We start from the raw sequence: 22,577 nt of genomic DNA on the forward strand, positions 1-22,577 counted from the left end.
AATCGTCACAGTCGCCCGAACTGCCGCGAACGTCCCAGTCGTCACATCCCCCCCATCACCGCGGTTTTCGCGATCGCCATCGTTTCGATCACTTCAACTGATACGCAGGGTCCATCAATAGCGCTTGCAGAAACGCTGCACTGTTGACGCCAGGCGTTTGCGGTGCCGCCGGCGCCAGCGGCAACACCGCACGCTGCAAGGACTCGCGCGCCTCCACGTCCGGGACGTCGACCGGCCCGAGCGTATAGGGCCGCAGCCAGCGAGACAGATCGAAGCGAACACCCGCCACGGTTCGCGGCATTGGCTGCGCGGGGCGTAGCGCCGTGCGCTGCACGCCCGGAGTCGCCGACATGGACGGTGCAGTCATCGACGGACCACCTGCGTTGGCGTTCTCCGTTGCACGGAACATGCGCTCGACGAACTGCTTGCGCGCGAGTAGCGTGGTGCTGTCGATCCACGCGTCGCCGCCCGGCCAACCCTTCACGTTCGGCGGACGGAACAGATCCTGCCCCAGCACCCGCATCTGCTGCGCGAGCATCTGCGGATCGTCGTAGCCGATGTCGAACTGCCGCACCGCATCCGTCACGAACTCGGAAGGTGACTTCACCAGCGCACCACGCGCACGCGCATCCCAAAACGTCGGCGTGAGCAGCAAGGCGCGCAACGCGACACGAATGTCGTAGCCGCTCTCTCGGAACGTCGCGGCAATCCGTTCAACCTGCACCGGGTCGGGCGTCGGTGACACGAATTCGCGCCAAAGCTTTCCGGTGACGAACACCGCCGTCTCAGGACGCGCCAGCAGCACGTCGAGCATCTGATCGCCGTCGAAGTCACCCGTCTGGTTCAGCACCGTCTTCACGCCCGTATCGTGAAAATTGGGACGCCAGACGTAGGTCATCGTCGGCCTGTCGATGCTCCAGCCGGTATAGGCACGCGCCGCCTCGCGCACGTCCTGTTCGGTGTAATGCCCTTCGCCCAGCGTGAACAGTTCCATCACCTCGCGCGCGAAGTTCTCGTTGGGACGCCCCTTGCGGCTGTTCGCGCCATCCAGATAGATGAGCATCGCGGGGTCCTTCGACACCTCGTGCAACATCACGCCGAAGTTGCCCAGCGCGTTGGCACGAAGCAGCACGTTCTGGCGATAGAGCACGGCCGGCTCACGCACTTTGTCGTCGCTCGATACGAAGTGGTTATGCCAGAACATCGTCATGCGCTCAGTCAGCGGCGACGGCGTCGTCGCCATTTCCTGCGCCCACCACGCTTTGAGCGACACCGACATGCGATTGCGACGCTCGTTCAGCTCACGACGCTGCGCGTCGGTCATGCCCTTGACCGGTACACTGGCCAACGGCGGCTCCGTGACCCACGCCGGAGGCGGCGTAACCGCTGTCCGGCGTGTCTGCTCCAGCAGCCGGTCGACGGCCTGCGCACGGGTCAGGCCGACGAAGGGAGCCAATTCGCGGGCGTCCGGCGCGTAGCCGGTACGCGTAAGCAGGTAGCGCGCGTCGTCGGCCGTCAGTTCGCGCCGGGATGCATCGACGGCGGGCGTCGCCGACTTCGATGTCTTGCCACGCGTCGACTGGGCGGCGTGTTGCGCATCCGCGTGACGCGAACCGGATGCATAGGCAACGGGCGACGCAAGGCAGACCGCCGCTGCCGCCCCCGAGAGAACCGTCACACGCACGGAAAGGAATTTCGCCCTAGTCAATAGGGGCAATAGGGACGCGACCGAAGGTGCCGATGCCCCGTCCGTCCCCGGCGACGCCATCGAAATAGGTAATCCATCCCCGGACTCGGTATTTCGGACGCAAAAAAAGCCAGCGTCGGCAGAGGCTGGCGGGGTTTGGTTTTGCTTCATGTCACGCTCTCGTCAAAGTGGCGTCACTGGCGTTTTCGGAAGAAGCGTTTCGCGGCGTTTCCCATCTGGCCCGAACGAATCGGACAAGGGGAAAGACGAGCGTCGTGTCAGTGAGTATACAGTTCACGCACGGCGTCTTGAATGTGTTGACGCAGCAATCGCCGATCTTCCGGCGACATATGTCCATTGGGACGTCTCCCGGGGGGCGTATTCGGGAGGTCGTCGTTACGCCGATCGGCGTTGGGATCGCTCGCAGGGGCATTCTTGGCGGGGTTGCGCGGCGAAGGCGCCGGAGCCGCGCGCTGAATCCGGGGGGCGCTCGCACCCTGATGCTGCGTACTGAAATGCGCGACGGGACGGGCATAGGTCACGCCCAGGTGTCCCCAGAGCATGATTCCCCCGAACAGTAGCGTAAACTCAGCAGCCCATCTCATCTTGTGCGTATGTCCTTCATGCCATGCGGCTGTTTTTGCCCTGGCAGGGGTGCAAGTGTACCCACTGCCTATGGTCAGCGCACAAGCCGTAGGGTAAATTGTGTAACCCTTTGTAACCCGCTTTGGCGGCCTCCTCAGTTCGCAACATTTCGGGCTAAGATACGTGGCATGGAAAACAAAAACTCTCCCAAAATTCTGGTTGTCGACGACGATCCGCGCCTGCGCGACCTGCTTCGTCGTTACCTCGGGGAACAGGGTTTCAATGTCTTTGTGGCCGAAAATGCAACGGCCATGAACAAGCTTTGGGTGCGCGAGCGCTTCGATCTGCTCGTGCTGGACTTGATGCTCCCCGGTGAAGACGGTCTCTCTATTTGTCGCCGTCTGCGTGGTGCGAATGACCGCACGCCGATCATCATGTTAACGGCCAAAGGCGAGGATGTCGACCGTATCGTCGGCCTTGAGATGGGCGCCGACGACTATCTTCCCAAGCCCTTCAATCCGCGCGAACTCGTCGCGCGCATTCACGCCGTTCTACGTCGCCAGGCCCCGCCCGAACTCCCGGGCGCGCCCAGCGAAACCATGGAGACGTTCGAGTTCGGCGACTTCGCCCTGAACCTCGCCACGCGCACGCTCACCAAGAACGGCCAGGAAATTGCCCTGACCACCGGCGAGTTCTCGGTCCTCAAGGTCTTCGCACGTCATCCGCGTCAGCCGCTCTCACGCGAAAAGCTCATGGAGCTCGCGCGCGGCCGCGAATACGAAGTCTTCGACCGAAGCCTCGACGTGCAGATCTCGCGCCTGCGCAAGCTCATCGAACCGGACCCGGGCAGCCCCCGCTTCATTCAGACGGTGTGGGGCCTCGGCTACGTGTTCATCCCGGACGGCGGCGCGTGATCGCGCATCACGTCTCGCGCTGCAAAACGACGCCGGTCGCGCCCCATTCGCGCACCGGCGTCTTGTCTTGCCTCACCTCGCAATTCCTGCAATTCATGTCGTTCGCCATGGCTCCCATGAGCCTCCGTCATTTCGAATCTTGCGCGCTTCGGACCTTCCGACCCGCCATCGTCACGCATTAGACGGAGCAACCCCATGCATCCGATTCGGATGGTACGCGGGCTGTTCGGCGGTCTGTTCTGGCGTACCTTTTTCCTCATCGCACTGCTCATCGGCGTCAGCCTCGCCGCGTGGTATCAGAGCTTTCGCGTGATCGAACGCGAGCCGCGTGCACAGCGCGTCGCGCAGCAACTGGTCTCCATCGTCAAACTCACGCGCACTGCCCTGCTTTATTCCGAGCCGGACCTTCGCCGCGCGTTGCTGCAGGATCTGGAAAGTAACGAAGGCATTCGCGTCTATCCGCGCGAACCGGCCGATTCGATCGAGAAGCAACCCGGTGGCGTCGTGCAGGACCTCATCGTGCGCGATGTACAGCGACGCCTTGGCACCGACACCATCATCGCCGCTTCGGTCAATGAGATCCCCGCCATGTGGATCAGCTTCAAGATCGATGAAGACGACTACTGGGTCGCCATCGAGCAAGACCGGATCGACACGGCGACAGGCCTTCAACTCTTCAGTTGGGGGACGTTCGCGCTCGCCCTCTCGCTCATCGGCGCGGCGTTCATCACGGCGCTCGTGAACCGACCGTTCGCGCGACTTGCCCACGCGGCCCGCGCCATCGGCGAAGGTCAGCGCCCCGATGCCTTGCCCGAGCGCGGCATGGGCGAAGCGGCCGAGGCCAACCGAAGTTTCAATCAGATGGTGCAGGAACTCGACCGGCTCGAAGCCGACCGGGCGCTGATGCTCGCGGGCATCTCTCATGATCTGCGCACACCGCTCGCGCGCCTGCGTCTCGAGACGGAAATGAGCCCGTCGGACGAAACGGTCAAGCGCGACATGATCAGCGACATCGAGCAAATGGACGAGATCATCGGGCGCTTCCTCGATTACGCACGTCCCGCTTCGCGCGCGGCACAGGCCGTGGATCTGTCCGAAATCGCGCGCGATACGGCAAGCGCTTTCGAAGGGCGCGACGAGGTGAAGATCAGCGTCGAACTTGCCGATACGGCGCTGATACTGGCCGAGCGCACCGACCTCAAGCGTCTGCTCACGAACCTGATCGAAAACGCTCGCAAGTACGGCCGCGATGCGCAAACCAACGTCGCCGACGTCCACATCTCCACGCGAGTCCTCGGCGAACGCGTCGAGATGCGCGTGCGCGATACTGGCCCCGGCATCCCCGAGGAACAATTGCACCTGGTGTTCCGTCCCTTCTATCGTGTGGACACAGCCCGCACGAAGGCCGACGGGACGGGCCTGGGCATGGCCATCGTGCAGCGCATCGCAACGCGCTACAAAGGCCATGCGTCGCTGCGTAACGTGCACCCCGGCTCCGGACTTGAAATCACGGTGTCATTTCCGCTTGCTAAATAAGTGTTTGATGTGATCGGGCGAAAATTTGGCTATGCTCAAGGCTTGGCCTCGCCCGAAGCTGCAAAATCCTATCGACGGGATTTGTTTTAACTATCCCCCGCATAAAAATAAGCTATTGCTATCATTGATTTGATAGCGTATACTGGTTTGGTTGACCGGGATCGCGTGAACTCGGTCAGTTGCCAGTTTTGATGTCCTTGCGACATCACGACATAAACCGCACTAATTTAGGAGTAATCGATGAAGACTGTCGGCGATAAACTCGAAGCGTTCTCGGTCGAAGCGGCCAAGCCTGGTTTCAACAACCACGAAGAAAACGGCGTGTCGGCTTTCGAAACGATCACCGAAGCCTCGTTCCCGGGCAAGTGGAAGATCATCTACTTCTACCCGAAGGACTTCACCTTCGTGTGCCCGACCGAAATCGTGGAATTCGGCAAGCTGGCCAACGACTTCTCGGATCGTGACGCAGTGCTGCTCGGCGGCTCGGGCGACAACGAATTCGTGAAGCTGGCATGGCGCCGTGAGCACAAGGACCTGAACAAGCTGAACCACTACTCGTTCGGCGACACGACCGGTGCTCTGATCGACCAACTGGGCGTGCGTGACAAACAAGCTGGCGTGGCACTGCGTGCAACGTTCATCGTTGACCCGGACAACGTCATCCAGCACGTTTCGGTGAACAACCTGAACGTCGGCCGCAACCCGGAAGAGGTGCTGCGTATTCTGGACGGTCTGCAAACGGACGAACTCTGCCCGTGCAACCGTGCAGTCGGCGGTGAAACGCTCTAAGCGTCTCCCGAAGCCCGCGCAAGCGGGCTTTTTCAGCCCAAAGCAATAGGAGAAATTTATGGAATTCATCACCGCGATTAAGGCGCAGATCCCTGACTACGCCAAGGACATCCGCCTGAACCTCGACGGCACCATCGTGCGCTCCTCGCTGGAAGGCAACGACGCCGTCGGCGTGGCCCTCGCCGCCGCCTTTGCGGCCAAGAGCCAGCCGCTCGTCAAGGCAATTCGCGAAGCCGGCGTGCTGGCCCCGGAAGAGCTTGAAGGCGCGTTGACCGCAGCCGCGCTCATGGGCATGAACAACACCTGGTATCCGTATCTCGAGATGGCCGATAACGCCGAGCTCAAGAACGAGAAGGCCCAACTGCGCATGAATGGCTACGCCACGCGTGGCGGTGTCGATCAGCGTCGCTTCGAGATGTACGCGCTAGCCGCGTCCATCGTCGGCAAGTGCCACTTCTGCGTGAAGTCGCACGCGCATCTGCTCTCCGCCGAGCACGGCATGAGCACCGCGCAATTGCGTGACGTCGGCCGTATCGCCGCCGTCATCAATGCCGCGGCTCAGGTGATCGCTGCCGAAGCTGCATAAGCTTCGATACTTCGTCGCCCAATAAAAACGGCGCTACCGGACGATTCCGGTAGCGCCGTTTTGCTTTTGTCCAGCTGACGACAGGGCCAGAGACTTAAACGAACTTCGGCAACATTAGCGTCCGATCAGCAACGCCGCCGCTTGCGCTTCAATGCCCTCCTGACGCCCGAGGTAGCCCAGCTTTTCGTTTGTCTTCGCCTTGACATTCACCTGCGCGACGCTCACACCCAATGCATCCGCAATCGACTGCGTCATCGCTGCGATATGCGGCGCGAGTTTCGGAGCCTGTGCGATTACAGTGCAGTCGACGTTCAGGATCTCGTAACCTTGCTCACGCACGCGGCGCATCGCCTCCTTGAGCAAAACGACGCTGTTCGCGCCCTTGAACGTCGGGTCGGTATCTGGGAAGTGACGACCGATGTCGCCGAGCGCGGCAGCACCGAGCACTGCATCGGTGATCGCATGGAGCAGCACGTCGGCGTCCGAGTGGCCCAGCAGGCCGCGCTCGAACGGAATGGTCACGCCCCCCATGATCAGCGGACGGCCCGGCACGAGTGCATGCACGTCGTAGCCCTGACCGATACGGAGTTTGGACAGTGCGCCCAGCGAAACAGGAGAAACAGCTTGTTCAGTCATGTGGAATCTTGAAATCGCCAGAGGCGGAATTACGGTGCGTCAGTTCACGTCGGACGGTCGAGGCTCAGGCCGGTTTGGCCGTGCCGAGGAATGCCTCGGCCAGCGCGAAATCTTCGGGATACGTCACCTTGAAGTTGCGCAGGCTGCCGCGCACGAGCTTCGGCGCGTGGCCGATGCGCTCGATGGCGCTAGCCTCGTCGGTGACTTCAGCCCCGGCGGCGAGCGCGTCTTCCAGCGCGTGGCGGAGCATGCCGAGACGGAACATCTGCGGCGTCTGTGCCTGCCAGAGCCCGTCGCGCGACTCGGTCGCCTGAATCGCCGCCAGCGTGCCCTTCTCGACCGGCGGCTGCTCGCGTTTAAGCGTATCGGCGACCGGCAGCGCCAGAATACCGCCGACGGGGTCGTCGCGCAGGGCACCCACGAGCGTACGGATCAGTTCAGGCGTAATCCCGGGACGCGCAGCATCGTGCACGAGCACCCAGTCGGTGTCCTGCGCGCCGAACTCGGTGAGCGCCTGAAGCCCGCCCAGCACCGACGCATGGCGCGACGGCCCGCCGCAGCGGCGCACGGCGAAACGCAGCGTGCCGAAGCGTCGTCCGTCGAAATGATTGTCGTCCGGCGCCAGCACCAGCACGGTCTGCGCGAATTCGGAACAGGCGTCGAACGCGGCGAGCGCATAGTGAAGCATGGGACGTCCGCCGACGCTCCGGTATTGCTTGGGCACGTCGGCCCCGGCGCGTACACCGGCCCCGGCACACGGGATCACGGCAAAAAGTCGATCGCTCACGATAAAACGCAGGTAAGGATAAAGCAGGGATTTTATAATAGACACTGACTGTCACGGGGCCCCATGCGAATGGAGCCCCGTGCTTTGCCATTTCTGCAACGTTTTCTTATGTCCTCCGCCAACGCCCTATCCCGTCATACCGTGCCTGTGCCGCTCGTAAAAGCGGGACAGCGTTACGCTTTCGCCGGCTCGCACGCATCGAGCGACGCTCTGCTCATCGCCCGCTATTTCGAAGAGAATCGCGAGCGCCTGCCGTTGCTGGCCGTCGTATGCGCGCAAGCCACCGACGCTCTGCGTCTTCAGCAGGAGCTCAAGTGGTGCGCGCCCGAGGCCCGGGTGCGGCTGCTCCCCGATTGGGAGACGCTGCCCTACGACACGTTCTCGCCGCACCAGGACCTGGTCTCCGAGCGTCTCGCCACGCTGCACGATCTCGGCGAGAAGCGCTGCGACATCGTGCTCGTGCCCGCGACCACGGCGCTTTATCGCATGGCGCCCGCCAGCTACATGGCGGCCTACACGTTCTTCTTCACACAGGGCGAACGGCTCGACGAAGCGCGTCTGAAGTCGCAACTGACGCTCGCGGGCTACGAGCACGTGAGTCAGGTCATGCGCCCCGGCGAATATTGCGTGCGTGGCGGCCTCATCGATCTCTACCCGATGGGCTCGGCACTGCCGTACCGTCTCGATCTGTTCGACGACACCGTCGACAGCATTCGCGCGTTCGATCCCGACACGCAGCGCAGCCTGTACCCGGTAAAGGAAGTGCGTCTGCTGCCCGGCCGCGAATTCCCGTTCGACGAACCCGCCCGCACCGCCTTCCGGGGCCGTTGGCGCGAGGTCTTCGAAGGCGATCCGAGCCGCAGCCCGATCTATAAGGACATCGGCAGCGGCGTGCCGTCGGCCGGTATCGAGTACTACCTTCCGCTGTTCTTCGAAGAGACGGCCACGCTGTTTCACTATCTGCCGACAGACGCGCAACTCGTTTTCGTCGGCGATCTCGACACGGCCATCAACCGTTTCTGGAACGACACCCGCCAGCGCTACAACTTCCTGTCGCACGACCGCGAGCGCCCGGTGCTACCGCCGGAGCAGCTGTTCCTGCTCGATCAGGACTTCTTTACGCTCGCCAAACCCTTCGCGCGACTGACGCTGCCCTCGCCCGGTGACGGCAGCTGGGCGATTGCGCTGCCACCGCTGGCCATCAACCGTCGTGCGGACGACCCGCTCACCGCCCTGCGCGCCTATCTGGCGCGCACGCCCGCGCGCGTGCTGCTGTGCGCCGACTCGGCGGGCCGTCGCGAGACACTGCTGCAATTGCTGCACGACAACGATCTTCGCCCCGCAAGCGTCGAATCGCTCGAAGACTTTCTGACGTCGGACACGCGCTTCGCGATCGGCATCGCCCCGCTGGCCGCCGGATTCCTGCTGCCGGCGGAAGACCTCGCCTTCGTCACCGAGAACGAGCTTTACGAAGGGCTCGCCCGCCGTGCGGGTAAGCGCCGCCAAGAACAAGCGACCTCGGTCGACTCGATGGTGCGCGATCTGGCCGAGCTGAAGGTCGGCGACCCGGTCGTCCACAGTCAGCATGGCATCGGCCGCTATCAGGGCCTCGTCAGCATGGATCTCGGCGAAGGCGAAACCGAGTTCCTGCATCTCGAATACTCGGGCGACAGCAAGCTGTACGTGCCGGTCTCGCAACTGCATCTGATTTCGCGCTACAGCGGCGCAGATCCGGACACCGCACCGTTGCACTCGCTCGGCTCCGGCCAGTGGGAGAAGGCCAAACGCAAGGCCGCACAGCAGATCCGCGACACCGCCGCTGAGTTGCTCAATCTGTACGCGCGTCGCGCTGCACGCTCGGGCTATGCGTTCGAACTGTCGCCGCGCGATTACGAGAAGTTTGCGGATAGCTTCGGCTTCGAAGAAACGCCGGATCAGGCCGCCGCCATTGCCGCCGTGATGAGCGATATGACGAGCGGCCGCCCAATGGATCGTCTGGTCTGCGGGGACGTGGGCTTCGGCAAGACCGAAGTCGCCCTGCGCGCCGCCTTCATCGCCGTACTCGACGGCAAGCAGGTCGCCATTCTCGCCCCCACGACGCTGCTGGCCGAACAGCACGCGCAAACCTTCTCCGACCGCTTTGCCGACTGGCCGGTGCGCATTGCCGAGCTCTCGCGCTTCAAGACTACGAAGGAAGTGAATGCGAGCGTGAAAGCGATTAACGAAGGCCAGGTCGACATCGTGATCGGCACGCACAAGCTGCTCTCGAACGATATCCAGTTCCAGCGCCTCGGCCTTGTGATCATCGACGAAGAACACCGCTTCGGTGTCCGTCAGAAGGAAGCGCTCAAGGCGCTGCGCGCCGAAGTGGACATGCTCACGCTGACCGCCACGCCGATCCCGCGTACGCTGGGCATGGCGCTCGAAGGCTTGCGTGACTTCTCGGTGATCGCCACCGCGCCGCAGAAGCGTCTGGCGATCAAGACCTTCGTGCGACGCGAGGAAGACGGCGTCATCCGCGAAGCCATGCTGCGCGAACTCAAGCGCGGCGGGCAAGTGTACTTCCTGCACAACGAAGTCGAGACGATCGAGAATCGCAAGGCGCAACTCGAAGCGCTCGTGCCCGAAGCGCGCATCGTCGTCGCCCACGGCCAGATGCACGAGCGCGATCTCGAGCGGGTGATGCGCGACTTCGTGACACAACGCGCCAACGTGCTGCTGTGTACGACCATCATCGAGACCGGCATCGACGTGCCGACAGCCAACACGATCCTGATGCATCGCGCCGACAAGTTCGGTCTGGCGCAGTTGCACCAGTTGCGCGGCCGCGTGGGCCGTTCGCACCATCAGGCTTACGCCTATCTGCTCGTGCACGATCCGAAGTCGCTCACCAAGCAGGCACAGCGCCGTCTCGAAGCCATTCAGCAGATGGAAGAACTCGGCGCGGGCTTTTACCTTGCCATGCACGATCTGGAAATTCGCGGCGCAGGCGAAGTGCTGGGCGACAAGCAGTCCGGGGAAATTCACGAGATCGGCTTCCAGCTGTACACAGACATGCTGGCAGACGCCGTGAGCGCCCTCAAAGCGGGTCGCGAGCCGGACCTCACCGCCCCGCTCGCCGCCACGACGGAAATCAACCTGCACGTGCCTGCGATTCTGCCGAGCGACTACTGCGGCGACGTTCAGGAGCGCCTCTCGTTGTACAAACGTCTCGCTAACGGCACGCAACCCGACGCCATCGACACGATTCAGGAAGAACTCGTCGACCGCTTCGGCAAGCTGCCGCAACAGGCGCAGGCGCTTATCGAGACGCACCGGCTGCGTCTGCTGGCCAAACCGCTCGGCATCATCAAGATCGACGCCAGCGAAGAAGCCATCGCACTGCAATTCGAACCGACGCCCCCCGTCGACCCGATGCGCATCATCGAACTGGTGCAGAAGCACCGCCACATCAAGCTCGCCGGACAGGACAAGCTGCGTATCGAAGTGAAGCATGCGCAACTCACCGACCGCGTGCGGGCCATCAAGGAAACGCTGCGTGCGCTCGGCTCGCCCGGCTCATCCGGCACTAGGGCGGCCTGAGTCTCATGCCATCCCCGCTGCACACGACGCTTGCCCGAAACACCGCGAAAGCCAAATAAAACGAGCGAACTTCGTGTGCACCGCAGCAATTTCCATCTCACCGCTTTTTCGTGCGTCCGGGCAAACCCGCGCCCGGCGTGCGTTTTCCCGCGAGGCAAGAATGGTTGTTCACACAACCTTTTACCTCTAAATTATTTTTGAGTAACATTTCCCAGTAGCAATACGTATTCAACGTGATCGACGCATTGAACGTATTGATCGTATGACTGGAAGATTCCCGGAGATTCGAATGACAAGCGCTTCCCAAGCTATCGCCCCGCAGGCCACCAACGAGGCTCAGCCGGCATCGGTCGACTGGATCTCGAAGCTGGTCAGCATCGACACCACGAGCCGCGAATCGAACCTCGGCCTGATCGAGACGGTGCGCGACAGTCTCCAACACGCCGGTGTCGAACCGTGGCTGTCGTACGACGCCACGAAGCGTAAGGCCAACCTGTTCGTCACCCTGCCCGCTGCCGACGGCAACACGCAAGGCGGCATCGTCCTTTCGGGTCACACCGACGTCGTGCCGGTCGACGGCCAGGCATGGGACACCGATCCGTTCAAGCCGGTCGTGCGCGACGGCAACCTGTACGGCCGTGGCACGTGCGACATGAAGGGCTTCATCGGCTCGGTCATGACGATGCTCCCTCAGATGCGCGACGCCAAGCTCAAGACGCCCTTCCACTTCGCCTTTTCGTACGACGAAGAAATCGGCTGCGTGGGCGCGCCCGTCATGCTCGCCGAACTGCGCGAGCGCGGCATCCGCCCGGACGGCTGCATCGTGGGCGAGCCGACGAGCATGCGCGTGATCGTCGCGCACAAGGGCATCAACGCTTACCAGTGCTGCGTGCGCGGTCATGCAGCGCATTCGTCGCTCACGCCGAAGGGCTCGAACGCCATCGAGTACGCCGCGCGCCTGATCTGCTACATCCGCGATCTGGCCGATCACTTCAAGCAGAACGGTCCGTTCGATGAACTGTTCGACGTGCCGTTCACCACGGCGCAGACGGGCACGATCTCGGGCGGCATCGCCCTGAACACGATTCCGGCCCTGTGCGAGTTCGTCTTCGAATATCGCAACCTGCCGGGTGTCGATGCCGAAGGCATCTTCGCGCGCATTCAGGAATACGCCGTGAACGAGCTGGTGCCGAAGATGCAGAAGGAGCATCCGAACGCAGGCATCGAGTTCAAGAAGATTGCGGCCGCCCCGGCGCTCGACGCCTCGGAGCAGGACGCCATTACCCAACTCGTGCGTGCGCTCACCAAGGACACCGACAAGCGCAAGGTCGCCTACGGCACCGAAGCGGGTCAGTTCCAGCTCGCAGGCGTGCCGTCGATCGTGTGCGGCCCGGGCAACATCGAACAGGCCCACAAGCCGAACGAGTTCGTGTCGCTCGAACAGATCGCGCAGTGCGAGTCGTTCCTGCAAAAGCTGCTTCGCAGCAACACCGTCGGCGCCTGAGCGTGAATACCGGCCCAGATCGCTTCGGGCCGATGCAACATTCCGATTCAGGGACGTGGTCAGCGCGACCGCCGGCCAAGCGGGCCGTATTCCGTTCGTCGGATGCGGCCCGTTGCCTTCGCAGCACGTGCATCACCGGTTTCACGCAGAACCCAAGCAGTACGCAGTGACAGACGCCTAAAACAAGGGCGCACAGGACATCCATCCGCAAGATAACAAGTACGTACGCCAGACAGGTTTTGGAGATCTCGCCCATGAGCGCAAGCGCAGCCCCCAACGCGACGGCACAGGCCGGCCGCACTTCCCCACACGCCTGGCGTGTGATCGTATCGGCCTCGATCGGTAACGCGCTCGAATGGTTCGATCTCGTGGTGTACGGCTTCTTCGCCGTGACCATCGCGAAACTGTTCTTCCCGACCGGCAACGACACCGTGTCGCTGCTGCTTACGCTCGGCACGTTCGGGGTGTCGTTCTTCATGCGTCCGCTGGGCGCGATCGTGATCGGCGCGTACGCCGACCGCGCGGGACGTAAAGCCGCCCTCACCCTTTCGATCCTGATGATGATGGTCGGCACGCTGCTCATCGCGATCATGCCGACGTACACCACCATCGGTGTGCTCGCGCCCATCGGCATTGTCATCGCCCGTATGGTGCAGGGCTTCTCGGCCGGTGGCGAATTCGGCAGCGCGACGGCGTTTCTCGCCGAACACGCGCCGCAACGTCGTGGCTTCTTCTCAAGCTGGCAGGTCGCATCGCAAGGTCTCACGACGCTGCTGGCCGCCGGCTTCGGCGCATTGCTGACGGGCAACTTGTCGCCCGAGGCGATGGCCTCGTGGGGCTGGCGCGTGCCGTTCTTCTTCGGCCTGCTGATCGGCCCGGTCGCGTACTACATTCGCCGCCGCCTGGACGAAACGCCCGAGTTCCTCGACATCGAACCGACGCAAAGCCCGCTGCGCGACACGTTCGCCAGCCAGAAAGAGCGCCTGCTGCTCGCCATCGGCGTAGTCGTGATGGCGACGGTCGCCACCTATCTGGTGCTGTACATGCCGACGTACGCTGTCAAGCAACTGGGTCTGCCGTCGTCGGCCGCCTTCTCCGCGGTGCTGCTCACCGGCGTGGTGCAGTTGATCGTCGCGCCGATCGTGGGTCACTGGTCGGACACGCACGGTCGTATCAAGCCGATGCTCGCAGCCGCCGTGGCGCTGCTGGTGCTCGTCTACCCGATGTTCCGCTTCCTCGACGCGAACCCGACGTTCGGCTCGCTGATGGTGTTCCAGATCGTGCTCGGTCTGCTGATGACGACCTATTTCGGCGCGCTGCCCGCCCTGCTCACGGAACTGTTCCCGGTGCAGGTGCGTACCACGGGCCTCTCGCTCGGCTACAACATCGCGGCGACCGTGTTCGGCGGCTTCGCACCGTTTATCATCACGTGGCTGATCGGCGCAACGGGCAACAAGCTCGCGCCGAGCTTCTATTTGATTTTCGCAGCGCTCATCAGCATTACCGCGCTGCTGCGCAGCCGCAAGATCGGCATGCGCTGAGTCCGATCATCGGTGCAGCGATACGGGGCTGGCGATATTGCCTGCCCCATATCGCACTGAGATTGCACCGACATCGCATCGGATTCCCTAACTACGGAGACACAGTCCAAGTGACGCAATCGACCCCCGCCCTGCACGACGAGACCATCGACGGCCAACCCGTCCCGACGAAAGACACCATTGCCGCGCTGCACGAGAAGCTGTTGCCCTACGTGCGCACGACTCCGGTCTTCACGCGCCGCGATTTCCCGACGCTCGGCAACACGGAAGTGACGTTCAAGTACGAGCTGTTGCAGGCCTCGGGGACCTTCAAAGCACGCGGCGCATTCTCGAACCTGCTCTCACTCGACGATGCACAACGCAAGGCAGGCGTGACGTGCGTGTCCGCTGGCAACCACGCCGTGGCAGTCGCTTACGCGGCGCAGGCGATGGGCGTGGCCGCCAAGACGGTCATGCTCAAGACAGCCAGCCCGGCCCGCTCGTCGCTGTGTCGCGAGTACGGCGCCGACCTGATCCTCGCGGAGAACGTCCATGAGGCGTTTGAGATCGTCAAGCGCGTGGAGCAGGAGGAAGGCCGCTACTTCGTGCATCCGTTCAACGGCTATCGCACGATTCTCGGCACCGCCACGCTCGGCTACGAATGGATGCAGCAGACCCCGAACCTCGACGCCGTGATCGTCCCCATCGGCGGCGGCGGTCTGATTTCGGGTGTTGCCACTGCCATCAAGCTGTTCGCGCCACACGTGAAGGTCTACGGCGTGGAGCCCGCCGGTGCCGACGCCATGGCCCAGAGTTTCGCGCAAGGCAGCCCGATCAAGATGGGACCGATGGCGGGGATCGCGGACAGTCTCATGGCGCCGCACACCGAGTTGTACGGCTACACGCTGTGCCGTCGCCATGTCGACGAACTGGTGACCGTCACCGACGACGACATGCGCGCGGGCATGCTCACGCTGTTCCGTCAGTTGAAGCTGGCGGTGGAACCCGCGTGTGCGGCTGCGACGGCTGCGTTGATGGGCCCGCTGCGCGACAAGCTCATGGGCAAGCGCGTGGGCGTCCTGCTGTGCGGGACGAACACCGACACCGCGACGTTCAACCGCCACATCGAAGCCGCCCTCGCCGCCGAAGCGAACGGCTGACAAGGATTCCCAATGTCCGCCACTGTTTCCTCGCCGCCCGTTCTCCTGCTCGACGCTGCGCAAATTGCCGCGCTCATGCCGGTGGCCGATGCAATCCCTGTCATGTCCGATATGTTCGGTGCGCTCGCTCGCGAGCAGATTCACTTGCCGTTACGGCAGATCGTCCGACCGCCCGAGACACTGGGTGCAAAGGGCTTGCTGGGGATGATGCCTGCGTTCCTGAGCGCAACGGTGTCCGGCACACCGGTCTACGGCGCGAAGGTGGGCACCTTTTTCCCTGGGAACAGCGCGCATGGCAAGGATCCCCACCAGGGCTGCGTGCTGCTGATGAGCGGCGAGACGGGCGAACTGCTCGCCGTCATGAACGCCGCCGAGATCACCGGCATTCGTACCGCCGCAGTGACGGGACTGGCGACGCGTCTGCTCGCGCGACATGACGCGTCCCGTCTTGCCCTGATCGGCGCTGGTCATCAGGCGCACTGGCATCTTGCTGCGCTTGCCGCCGCTCGCCCGCTGCGACATGTGCGTGTGGCAAGCCGCTCGCTCGCCTCGGCGCAAGCGTTCGTCGACAAGGAACAACCGAATTACGGCTTCCGCCTTGAAGCGGCGCAAAGCGTCGAGGCGGCCGTGCGCGACGCCGATATCGTAGTGACGGTGACGAACTCGACCGACCCGGTGCTGCAAGCGGAATGGATCGCACCGGGTACCCACGTCAATCTGGTGGGCAGTAGCACGCCGCGCCATCGCGAGGCCGACACGTCGCTCATGGCACGTGCGCAACTCTTCGTCGACCGTCGCGAATCGACGATCAACGAATCGGGCGACTATCTGGCCGCCGCTGCCGAAGGCCGCATCGGGCCGGACGACCTGCTTGCCGAACTCGGAGAACTGGTCATTCGTACGCACGCGGGACGCACCGACGCCGAATCCGTTACGCTCTTCAAGTCGCTCGGCATGGGCGCGCAGGACGTTGCACTGGCCGCTGCGCTTTATCACCGGGCCCAATCGAGCAACGTCGGCGTACGCGCTACGATCTAAGACGCGAGTCAGACCCGCGAGGCCCGTAGACAAACGCTCGCGCGACGATTCGGGTGCCAGCCCGGCGCGGGGTGACTGCCCCACTGCGGCGGGCTGACCAGCACCGTCCCCTCTCGCCAGTCGTGAGAGAGTATCCCCGGCACAGTCTCGTACTCGCGAAGTGCGGTGACGGTGGCGGACACGTCTGCGAACTCCCGGAACTGGATACATCGGCCTCGCGCGTGCTGCCGATAGGTGGATAGCCAGTCGCCCTCGCCCTGGATGGCTTCGACCGACGAGACGTCGGCCCCCAATGGTCGAGACATGAAAAGGTCCACGACCAGACGCCCCGATTCGCCGTTAGCCAGCATCGTCCGCGGCGCCTCACCCGTGAGCGCCAGCGATACCGCCGGAAAGGCCTGATTCGGGCCGGACCAACTCGCAACCAGACGATACCTGATATCGACCACGCCGCCGTCGGCCAGAATCCGCGCCATAGTGGCCATCAGCGTCGTCGTGTCATCGCCGAAACGACAGCCTGCCTCCCCGGCGTTGCGCCGCCATTCCGCATCGATTACGCGATTCGCACGCAGCGAAGCCAGAATGCCGATATCCGTTATGCGCCCCGCAGTCGGTGCGTCGTCAAGCATCTTGCCAAACACGCCCGGCGTACCCGGTTCAGCCCATAGCTCGACCGGTGTTCCATCGACCAGTGTTACCCCTGTGCTCGCGACATTCAGGCAGCCGTTCTCCGACAGCAGATCCAGTCGTCGATACGCAAACGAAGGTCTGAAGCCTGCCCCCGGGGTACGCCATGCGGCGACGGTGCCATTGCCCAAGCTCAGCATTTCGTGACGGATACCGGTCACGCGCTCGTCGAGCGCGTTCTCTGACGTCAGAAAAATCCGGTAGCCCGGCGGTATGCGTCGCATGTCGGATGCGTCGGCAATGCGACGCGGCTCGTCGGCCTGCCGCATGTGAGCCCAGCCGGAATATCCCGGCAACAGGTCACTGCTTACAGTCGCAAGTGCCGGTCCGAAACGACCTTCCTGAAGCTCGTTGGCAGCCACGGACATCGCGACGCCGAACGCTTCGTCACCGGTGCCGAATCCGACAAGATCCGCAAATTCGCTGCGCATCACATGCAAGGCATAGCGCTCACGGCTACGCGCGACGTGATCGGACACGCGCTGCTCCACCGACGGGGAGCCGCCTGACAAGCGATCCGACACGAAGAGATCGGCAGCGCCCCCCGCGACCGACTCGCCAAGATAGCGAGCGAACGGCAGCCCCGGCGTGTCGCGCCAAGGACTGTCGGTGTCTCTACGGAAGATGTGTTCGGGGGGCAAATAGTCGCGCTCGTCCGGCCGTGCAAGCGCGTTCACCAGATTGACGATTGTCTGCCCCTCACCGCCGGGGCAATGCGCTGCCGCCACCGCGATCAGGTACGAAAAATCGTGATCCCGTGCGACAGGTTCGCAAGGCGGGTCGACATTGCCGAAGCAGGAAATCTGATTGGCCAGCCATGCGTTCGCTCGATCCACGAGCGCAAGAAAGTCGCGGACCGGTGGTTGAAAGACGATTTCGTAAGGACGTTGCCCCGGCGTGGGCTGAGCGTCCCCCGTCAGCAGTTGTGCCAGCCGGGCGGCGTCGGCGTCGCTGACCTGTCGTTGCAAGAACCGTCGCAACGGCGCATTTGTCGCCACCTGGACGTCACCTTCCCAGGACACTTCACCGGTCGTCAACGACATCAGCAAATAGTCCTGCCCCCTTTGCATTGCGACAACACCCGGTATCTCGATACCGCCGAGCGAGAGAGTTCGCACGCCGATTGTTCCTCGCAGGCGCGCGCTCATCATGGCCCGCTGTGCTGGCGGCATACGCCCGAAGTGCCATAGGAGCAACCCAGCCTCGACCTGTTCGAAGATGTCGTTCAGTGCCGTCTTGAAAGCGGGCGTCCAGTGGTGGTTCAACGCCATCGTGGAGATCGACGCCCCCTTCGCTTCCCCGAGGCTTTCGGAAGGCACAGCGGCAGTGGAAGCCATCTCCTGCACAGCAACGCTCGCATCGTTCGATGGCGAAGCCTCCATCGGGCCACCATACCGGCAGGCGCGCCACTGCGAAACCATCGTGTCCCATTTCGGCAAGCTCGGATCGCTTGCGGGAACAAGGTCGCCGCGCGGTTTGCGAACAATGTCGTCTACCTCGACGCCTCGCACAGGGGTCGATCCATCCGGCGCCGAGAGTTGCCTCGCGACCTCCGAGCGTGCACGCTCCAGAACCCCCTCGCTCACCTTGATTTCGGCCAGCGCGTCGACAGGCGACTCCACCCAGACGGAGAACAGCTCAGCGTCGCACTCCACGACGCCAGTGTCCCAAAACGACAACGCTCCCCGATGTTTACCGCGAAGATCGAGCATATCGAATCGCCTGTAGGGCAACGGCTCCACATCGGCCTCGGTACAGCTTCCGAGAATTGTGCCGCTACCGCAGGTCACGCCCGCATAAATGATGCGCCCTGACGATGACCCCGCGATTGAAACGAAAGCAACAAGATATCCGGGCGGCATGCGCAGAAGCACATCTTCCGAATCGACCAGCGTTGCGCTCGTGCCCATGAAGTGCAAGACAACGGTAGGCACTGTCGGCGTCGGGGATGCCGATCCAATCACCACATCGTCCGATACACGGACGCTGGACTTCAGCGCCTTTAATGGGATCCATGGCGCATCAAGCTGCCGGAGTGGCAGCGGAGCGATTCGCAGCTCTTTCGCCAGATCCGCCAATAGTTCACGACGCCTGGCGATAATCGGCTTGCCCGCTCCTGCCAGTTTTTTCACCTGCCGAAGTATCTGGCGCCCCGCATTGCTAACGAAGCCGGCGCTGAGGCGCACACATTTCGCAAGCGGTTCCGCCGCCGGGATCTGATTCACCAACAACATCAGCATGCCGAAACGCATGTTCGAATAAATCGACTCCAATTCGCTAAGGGTTGCGTATTCGGCACGCTTCGAAAGCACTGAGAGATACACAGACGTCACACCCGCGTAGGTGAGTCTGAACGACCAGTCGACGGTTGCCGAAGCCGCCGGAAACATGCCGCCCGCAATCGGAAAAAATACCATTGAGCCTTGCAGAACGGCCACGCGAAAATCGTCCCAGTCGCGCCGACCACGTATCTCGGGGGTGACAACCTGCATATCGAGATTCTGACGCATCCGAGTGACTTCGGCCCGCCACAACGCCCCCTCGATATCGGAAGATTCAGCGAATGCCCAAAACCCAGGCACGAGGGAACTGAACCTGTCGACACCCGCAAATGCTTTTCGCAATCCTGGCCTCGGTCGGACACATCCTTCGCCAAGATCACAGACCGAGCCAATGGAGAATTGACGGGATGCCATCAAGTACAGCCCCCCCTCCTGTTCGACAATGTCCCGTATCGAAAGATGGTCCCGCATGAACTCTCGCCAGTCATCGCGCAATTCGACGTCCTTTCGCCACCAAAACCACTTCTGCTGTTTGATGGACAAGATCAACGCCGTACGACTGGGGGCGTGCGTCAATGCCACCAGACCCGGCGTAATCGTCCCTCGATACGTCAACAGTTGAAGTTCAAGTTGTGGCTCGAGCATCTCCCAGGACTGCAACCGATCCGGTGCAGCCATCCAGAAGGCCTCGGAAGGCCGATCGACATCCCTCACCTTGATGAGCAAGTTCACCAGGATGGCTTTGGCGTACTGCGAAAAACCGGCAATCGCTTCCGCCGAAGTACTCAATGCGTTGATGCGTTCCAGGTCGAGCTTGTGTAACGAGATACGAAATGCGTCGCTATTGACCGTCTTGAGCAGTTCCTGCGTTCGCTCGAACGTGTCAGCCCCGTTTGCAGAACCGGCGCTAACGGCAAGCACCTTGCGCGACCCGCCGATCGACAGACTCTCCTCGTAATAGTGATGTCCGAATGCAATCTGCAAAAGGCTAAACTCGCGTCGGGATTTGAACCCCACACCGGTATTGCCTGAGACAGGAAAAAAGCCGTGCTCCTGATATCGCACCTCCACTCTGGCATCCCAATCCACCTCACCGAGATCGTTGCGCTCCTTGTGAAAAGCGGCGTAGGCGTGCTGTACAAGTTCTTTCGTGTGCAACACCGCGCGCTCGCGATAACGACGATACTCAGCGGCCCCCCCCACAGTTCCATGCCACCCGACCCATTCGGACAGCGTGAGTATCTGCTGCGGCGTCAGCGTCGCGCGAAGATCGATCTCACCCTGCGTTACGACGGGATCTTGCTGCACAACTGACGGCCCGTTGGCCGACACGTCGTCATCGGTTCGATGCTGTGCGACGGGCAAGGCAAGCGGGACCTGCGGTGCCGACGGATCGTCGCCGGAGGTCTCGGGACTGACCGCATGCCCTTGCCCGTCCACACTCCCCGTTGCGCGACTGTCCAGAAGGTAGGCCAGAAGTAGCAGCGAGGTGGTGACGACGGCACCGCCGACGGTCATCAACAAGGTGCCGTGATTCGCCGTGCCCGCGCGCAACCGACGCAGCGCAGCGCCTGTCGTCATCGCCCCAACCGCGTGTCCCGCATCCGTGAACGCGTCACTGACGCCATCCTGCAGATCCTCCATGGGCGACAACATCGGATGCGACTCGAACGGTGACGCTGACACTGCCCCCCAAGATCCGACTGGCGTTGGAGGGAACGTCGTCGCAACCGGGGCTCGTACGCTCGCCATCCATGCACGCGCAGTCGGGTGATTCGTGGGCGTGGGGATCACGTGCGCCGTACGCCGATCAGTAGACAGGGCCGTCTCTTGCGCGCCAGCGGCAAGATGATCGGTGTGAAATTTTCGCCATTCGCTCTCGGCGATGCACGTTCGCGGTGCGGCACGATCGGAAAGTCGTAAGACGCGGGGACTATCGCGGTCGAGTTGTCCAAGCCATTCGTACCAATCCCCCACACGCAAGGCGTACGGTCGGGTCGAGATTTCCTGCGACGAACGCGCCAGCACGCCCATGTCGTTCAAGAAATACAACGCAGCTTCCAGCGCCTGAGCGTGCGTGACACGATCCAACGACCGGGCGTCAAGATCGCGCGCTATCGCCTCCTGCTCCATCGCGCTGACCGGCAGTTGTTCGATCACCTCTTTCGGGGAGCGTCCACTGCCGTCCTTGAGCGCAAGTTTGAGCTCTGCGACCAGGAGCACCACATCGAGCCGGACGTCGCGCCCCTCAAGACGATCACAAAGCCGATGGATTTGATCGACCGTCAATTCGGGTAACACAATAGAAAACCACCCGGCCAACCGGATACGTTCCGTCGAATCGCGGCCACGCGGCAACGACGACAGCATCACCCCTACAGCCGCCGCTTCTGCTGCGCCCGCCAACAGGAACGCTGCCGGCCATGCCATCGCCAAGCACGCGCCGCCCGCGAGCAAGGCACCGCCAAGCGTCAGGGCTCGCACGGGACTCAACCCGCCCTGCGCCAACGGCTGCCGGTGATTGAGCACTGCATCAAACGCAGCAGCGGCTGCCTCCGGATTGCGCAAGATCAGCGTCGGAAGTGCATTCAGCATTGGGGCAATTTCGATGTCCTCGATACTCGTCACATCACACTTCCAGGCGGCCGCACACAGCGCGTGACACAACCCGCCGAAACCCTGTGCTTCGGGCGACCAGACCGGTCCGCCGTTGCACCACACGCCAAAACGCCGCCCGTCGAAGCAGATCGGCCATGCGTCGTCGAACTGTCGGACCCAGTCCCCCATCGAGGCCGCCACGCTCGTCATGCCGGGCGCCAATGCGTCGCAAATCCTGGCCACCGGCGTCTGAAGCGGGGCACTACCTCCTGCGGCCGCCATCGTGTCGATGCCCAGCAGTTCGCAGACCAGTGCGGCAGCCACTTCCCCCCAGTGCCCGGACGTCATGATGTTCCGGTACACCACCTGCACCCGCCAATCCAGGCCGTCGAGGCACGCGGGCATGCATGCGCCTTGCGCCAAATATTGGCGGTGCACGCGTGACGCCGCTACGTGCGGTGCGTCTGTCGCGCGCACTTCGCACTGCGTCCGACTTTGTGGATTGACCTTCATGCAGCGCTCCTTGACGTCATTGATGCCTGCCATCGTCGCGCGGCAACGCACCCCGTCACCATCACGTATCGCTTGCGGCCACGCATGGGCGTGCGTTTGGGAATACGCTCGACAGGCCAGCCAACTACCGCCATTTCGCGGCGCGGCACGAGGCGAACTCCAATGTCTGAATC

Annotated in this window: 13 protein-coding genes; 9 read left to right on the plus strand and 4 right to left on the minus strand. The window is 62.8% G+C overall.

What is annotated here, in order from left to right:
* Window positions 1-88 precede the first annotated feature (88 nt).
* A complete protein-coding gene (locus PAN31117_RS04565) occupies window positions 89-1,519 on the minus strand; it encodes a DUF1800 domain-containing protein (protein WP_246188927.1) in 1,431 nt (476 codons plus the stop codon).
* Window positions 1,520-2,460: 941 nt separating this feature from the next.
* On the opposite strand from PAN31117_RS04565, the gene ompR reads away from it, so the two are divergent.
* From ompR to PAN31117_RS04590, 4 genes are all read left to right on the plus strand, one after another.
* Complete coding sequence (gene ompR, locus PAN31117_RS04575; RefSeq protein ID WP_010808867.1) at window positions 2,461-3,186, plus strand: osmolarity response regulator transcription factor OmpR; 726 nt, start codon at window positions 2,461-2,463, stop codon at window positions 3,184-3,186.
* Between the two features lie 195 nt (window positions 3,187-3,381).
* Entirely contained in the window at window positions 3,382-4,722 is a 1,341-nt protein-coding gene (locus PAN31117_RS04580; protein ID WP_150737166.1) for an ATP-binding protein, read from the plus strand.
* A 240-nt stretch (window positions 4,723-4,962) separates the two neighbouring features.
* Window positions 4,963-5,511, plus strand: coding sequence for a peroxiredoxin (locus PAN31117_RS04585; protein WP_046292231.1), 549 nt, complete (start codon window positions 4,963-4,965; stop codon window positions 5,509-5,511).
* A gap of 58 nt (window positions 5,512-5,569) precedes the next feature.
* The gene (locus tag PAN31117_RS04590; protein ID WP_150574472.1) at window positions 5,570-6,097 is read left to right on the plus strand and encodes a carboxymuconolactone decarboxylase family protein; all 528 of its coding nucleotides are present in this window, start codon (window positions 5,570-5,572) and stop codon (window positions 6,095-6,097) included.
* A gap of 114 nt (window positions 6,098-6,211) precedes the next feature.
* Here the strand turns inward: PAN31117_RS04590 and ispF are convergent, their stop codons facing one another.
* Window positions 6,212-6,733: a 2-C-methyl-D-erythritol 2,4-cyclodiphosphate synthase gene (gene ispF / locus PAN31117_RS04595; protein WP_150737167.1), complete on the minus strand. Its 522-nt coding sequence runs from the start codon at window positions 6,731-6,733 to the stop codon at window positions 6,212-6,214.
* 64 nt (window positions 6,734-6,797) lie between these two features.
* A complete protein-coding gene (ispD, locus tag PAN31117_RS04600) occupies window positions 6,798-7,520 on the minus strand; it encodes a 2-C-methyl-D-erythritol 4-phosphate cytidylyltransferase (protein WP_150737168.1) in 723 nt (240 codons plus the stop codon).
* Window positions 7,521-7,628: 108 nt separating this feature from the next.
* Between ispD and mfd the strand changes: the two genes are divergently transcribed.
* The 5 genes from mfd to PAN31117_RS04625 all read left to right on the plus strand — a co-directional run bounded on the left by mfd (window position 7,629) and on the right by PAN31117_RS04625 (window position 16,324).
* The gene (gene mfd, locus PAN31117_RS04605; protein WP_150737169.1) at window positions 7,629-11,102 is read left to right on the plus strand and encodes a transcription-repair coupling factor; all 3,474 of its coding nucleotides are present in this window, start codon (window positions 7,629-7,631) and stop codon (window positions 11,100-11,102) included.
* Between the two features lie 289 nt (window positions 11,103-11,391).
* Window positions 11,392-12,606, plus strand: coding sequence for an acetylornithine deacetylase (gene argE, locus PAN31117_RS04610; RefSeq protein WP_039397882.1), 1,215 nt, complete (start codon window positions 11,392-11,394; stop codon window positions 12,604-12,606).
* 254 nt (window positions 12,607-12,860) lie between these two features.
* Entirely contained in the window at window positions 12,861-14,147 is a 1,287-nt protein-coding gene (locus PAN31117_RS04615; protein WP_150737170.1) for an MFS transporter, read from the plus strand.
* 110 nt (window positions 14,148-14,257) lie between these two features.
* Window positions 14,258-15,286, plus strand: a complete 1,029-nt coding sequence (locus PAN31117_RS04620) for a threonine/serine dehydratase family protein (RefSeq protein WP_150737171.1) — start codon at window positions 14,258-14,260, stop codon at window positions 15,284-15,286.
* A 12-nt stretch (window positions 15,287-15,298) separates the two neighbouring features.
* Window positions 15,299-16,324: an ornithine cyclodeaminase family protein gene (locus PAN31117_RS04625; RefSeq protein WP_150737172.1), complete on the plus strand. Its 1,026-nt coding sequence runs from the start codon at window positions 15,299-15,301 to the stop codon at window positions 16,322-16,324.
* Window positions 16,325-16,332: 8 nt separating this feature from the next.
* Here PAN31117_RS04625 and PAN31117_RS04630 read toward each other — a convergent pair whose 3' ends face one another.
* On the minus strand, window positions 16,333-22,404 hold the full coding sequence (locus PAN31117_RS04630; RefSeq protein ID WP_150737173.1) for a hypothetical protein: 6,072 nt from the start codon (window positions 22,402-22,404) through the stop codon (window positions 16,333-16,335).
* Between the last annotated feature and the right edge of the window lie 173 nt (window positions 22,405-22,577).

The organism is Pandoraea anapnoica (assembly GCF_902459765.1).
In the GTDB taxonomy this organism is placed as follows: Bacteria; Pseudomonadota; Gammaproteobacteria; order Burkholderiales; family Burkholderiaceae; genus Pandoraea; species Pandoraea anapnoica.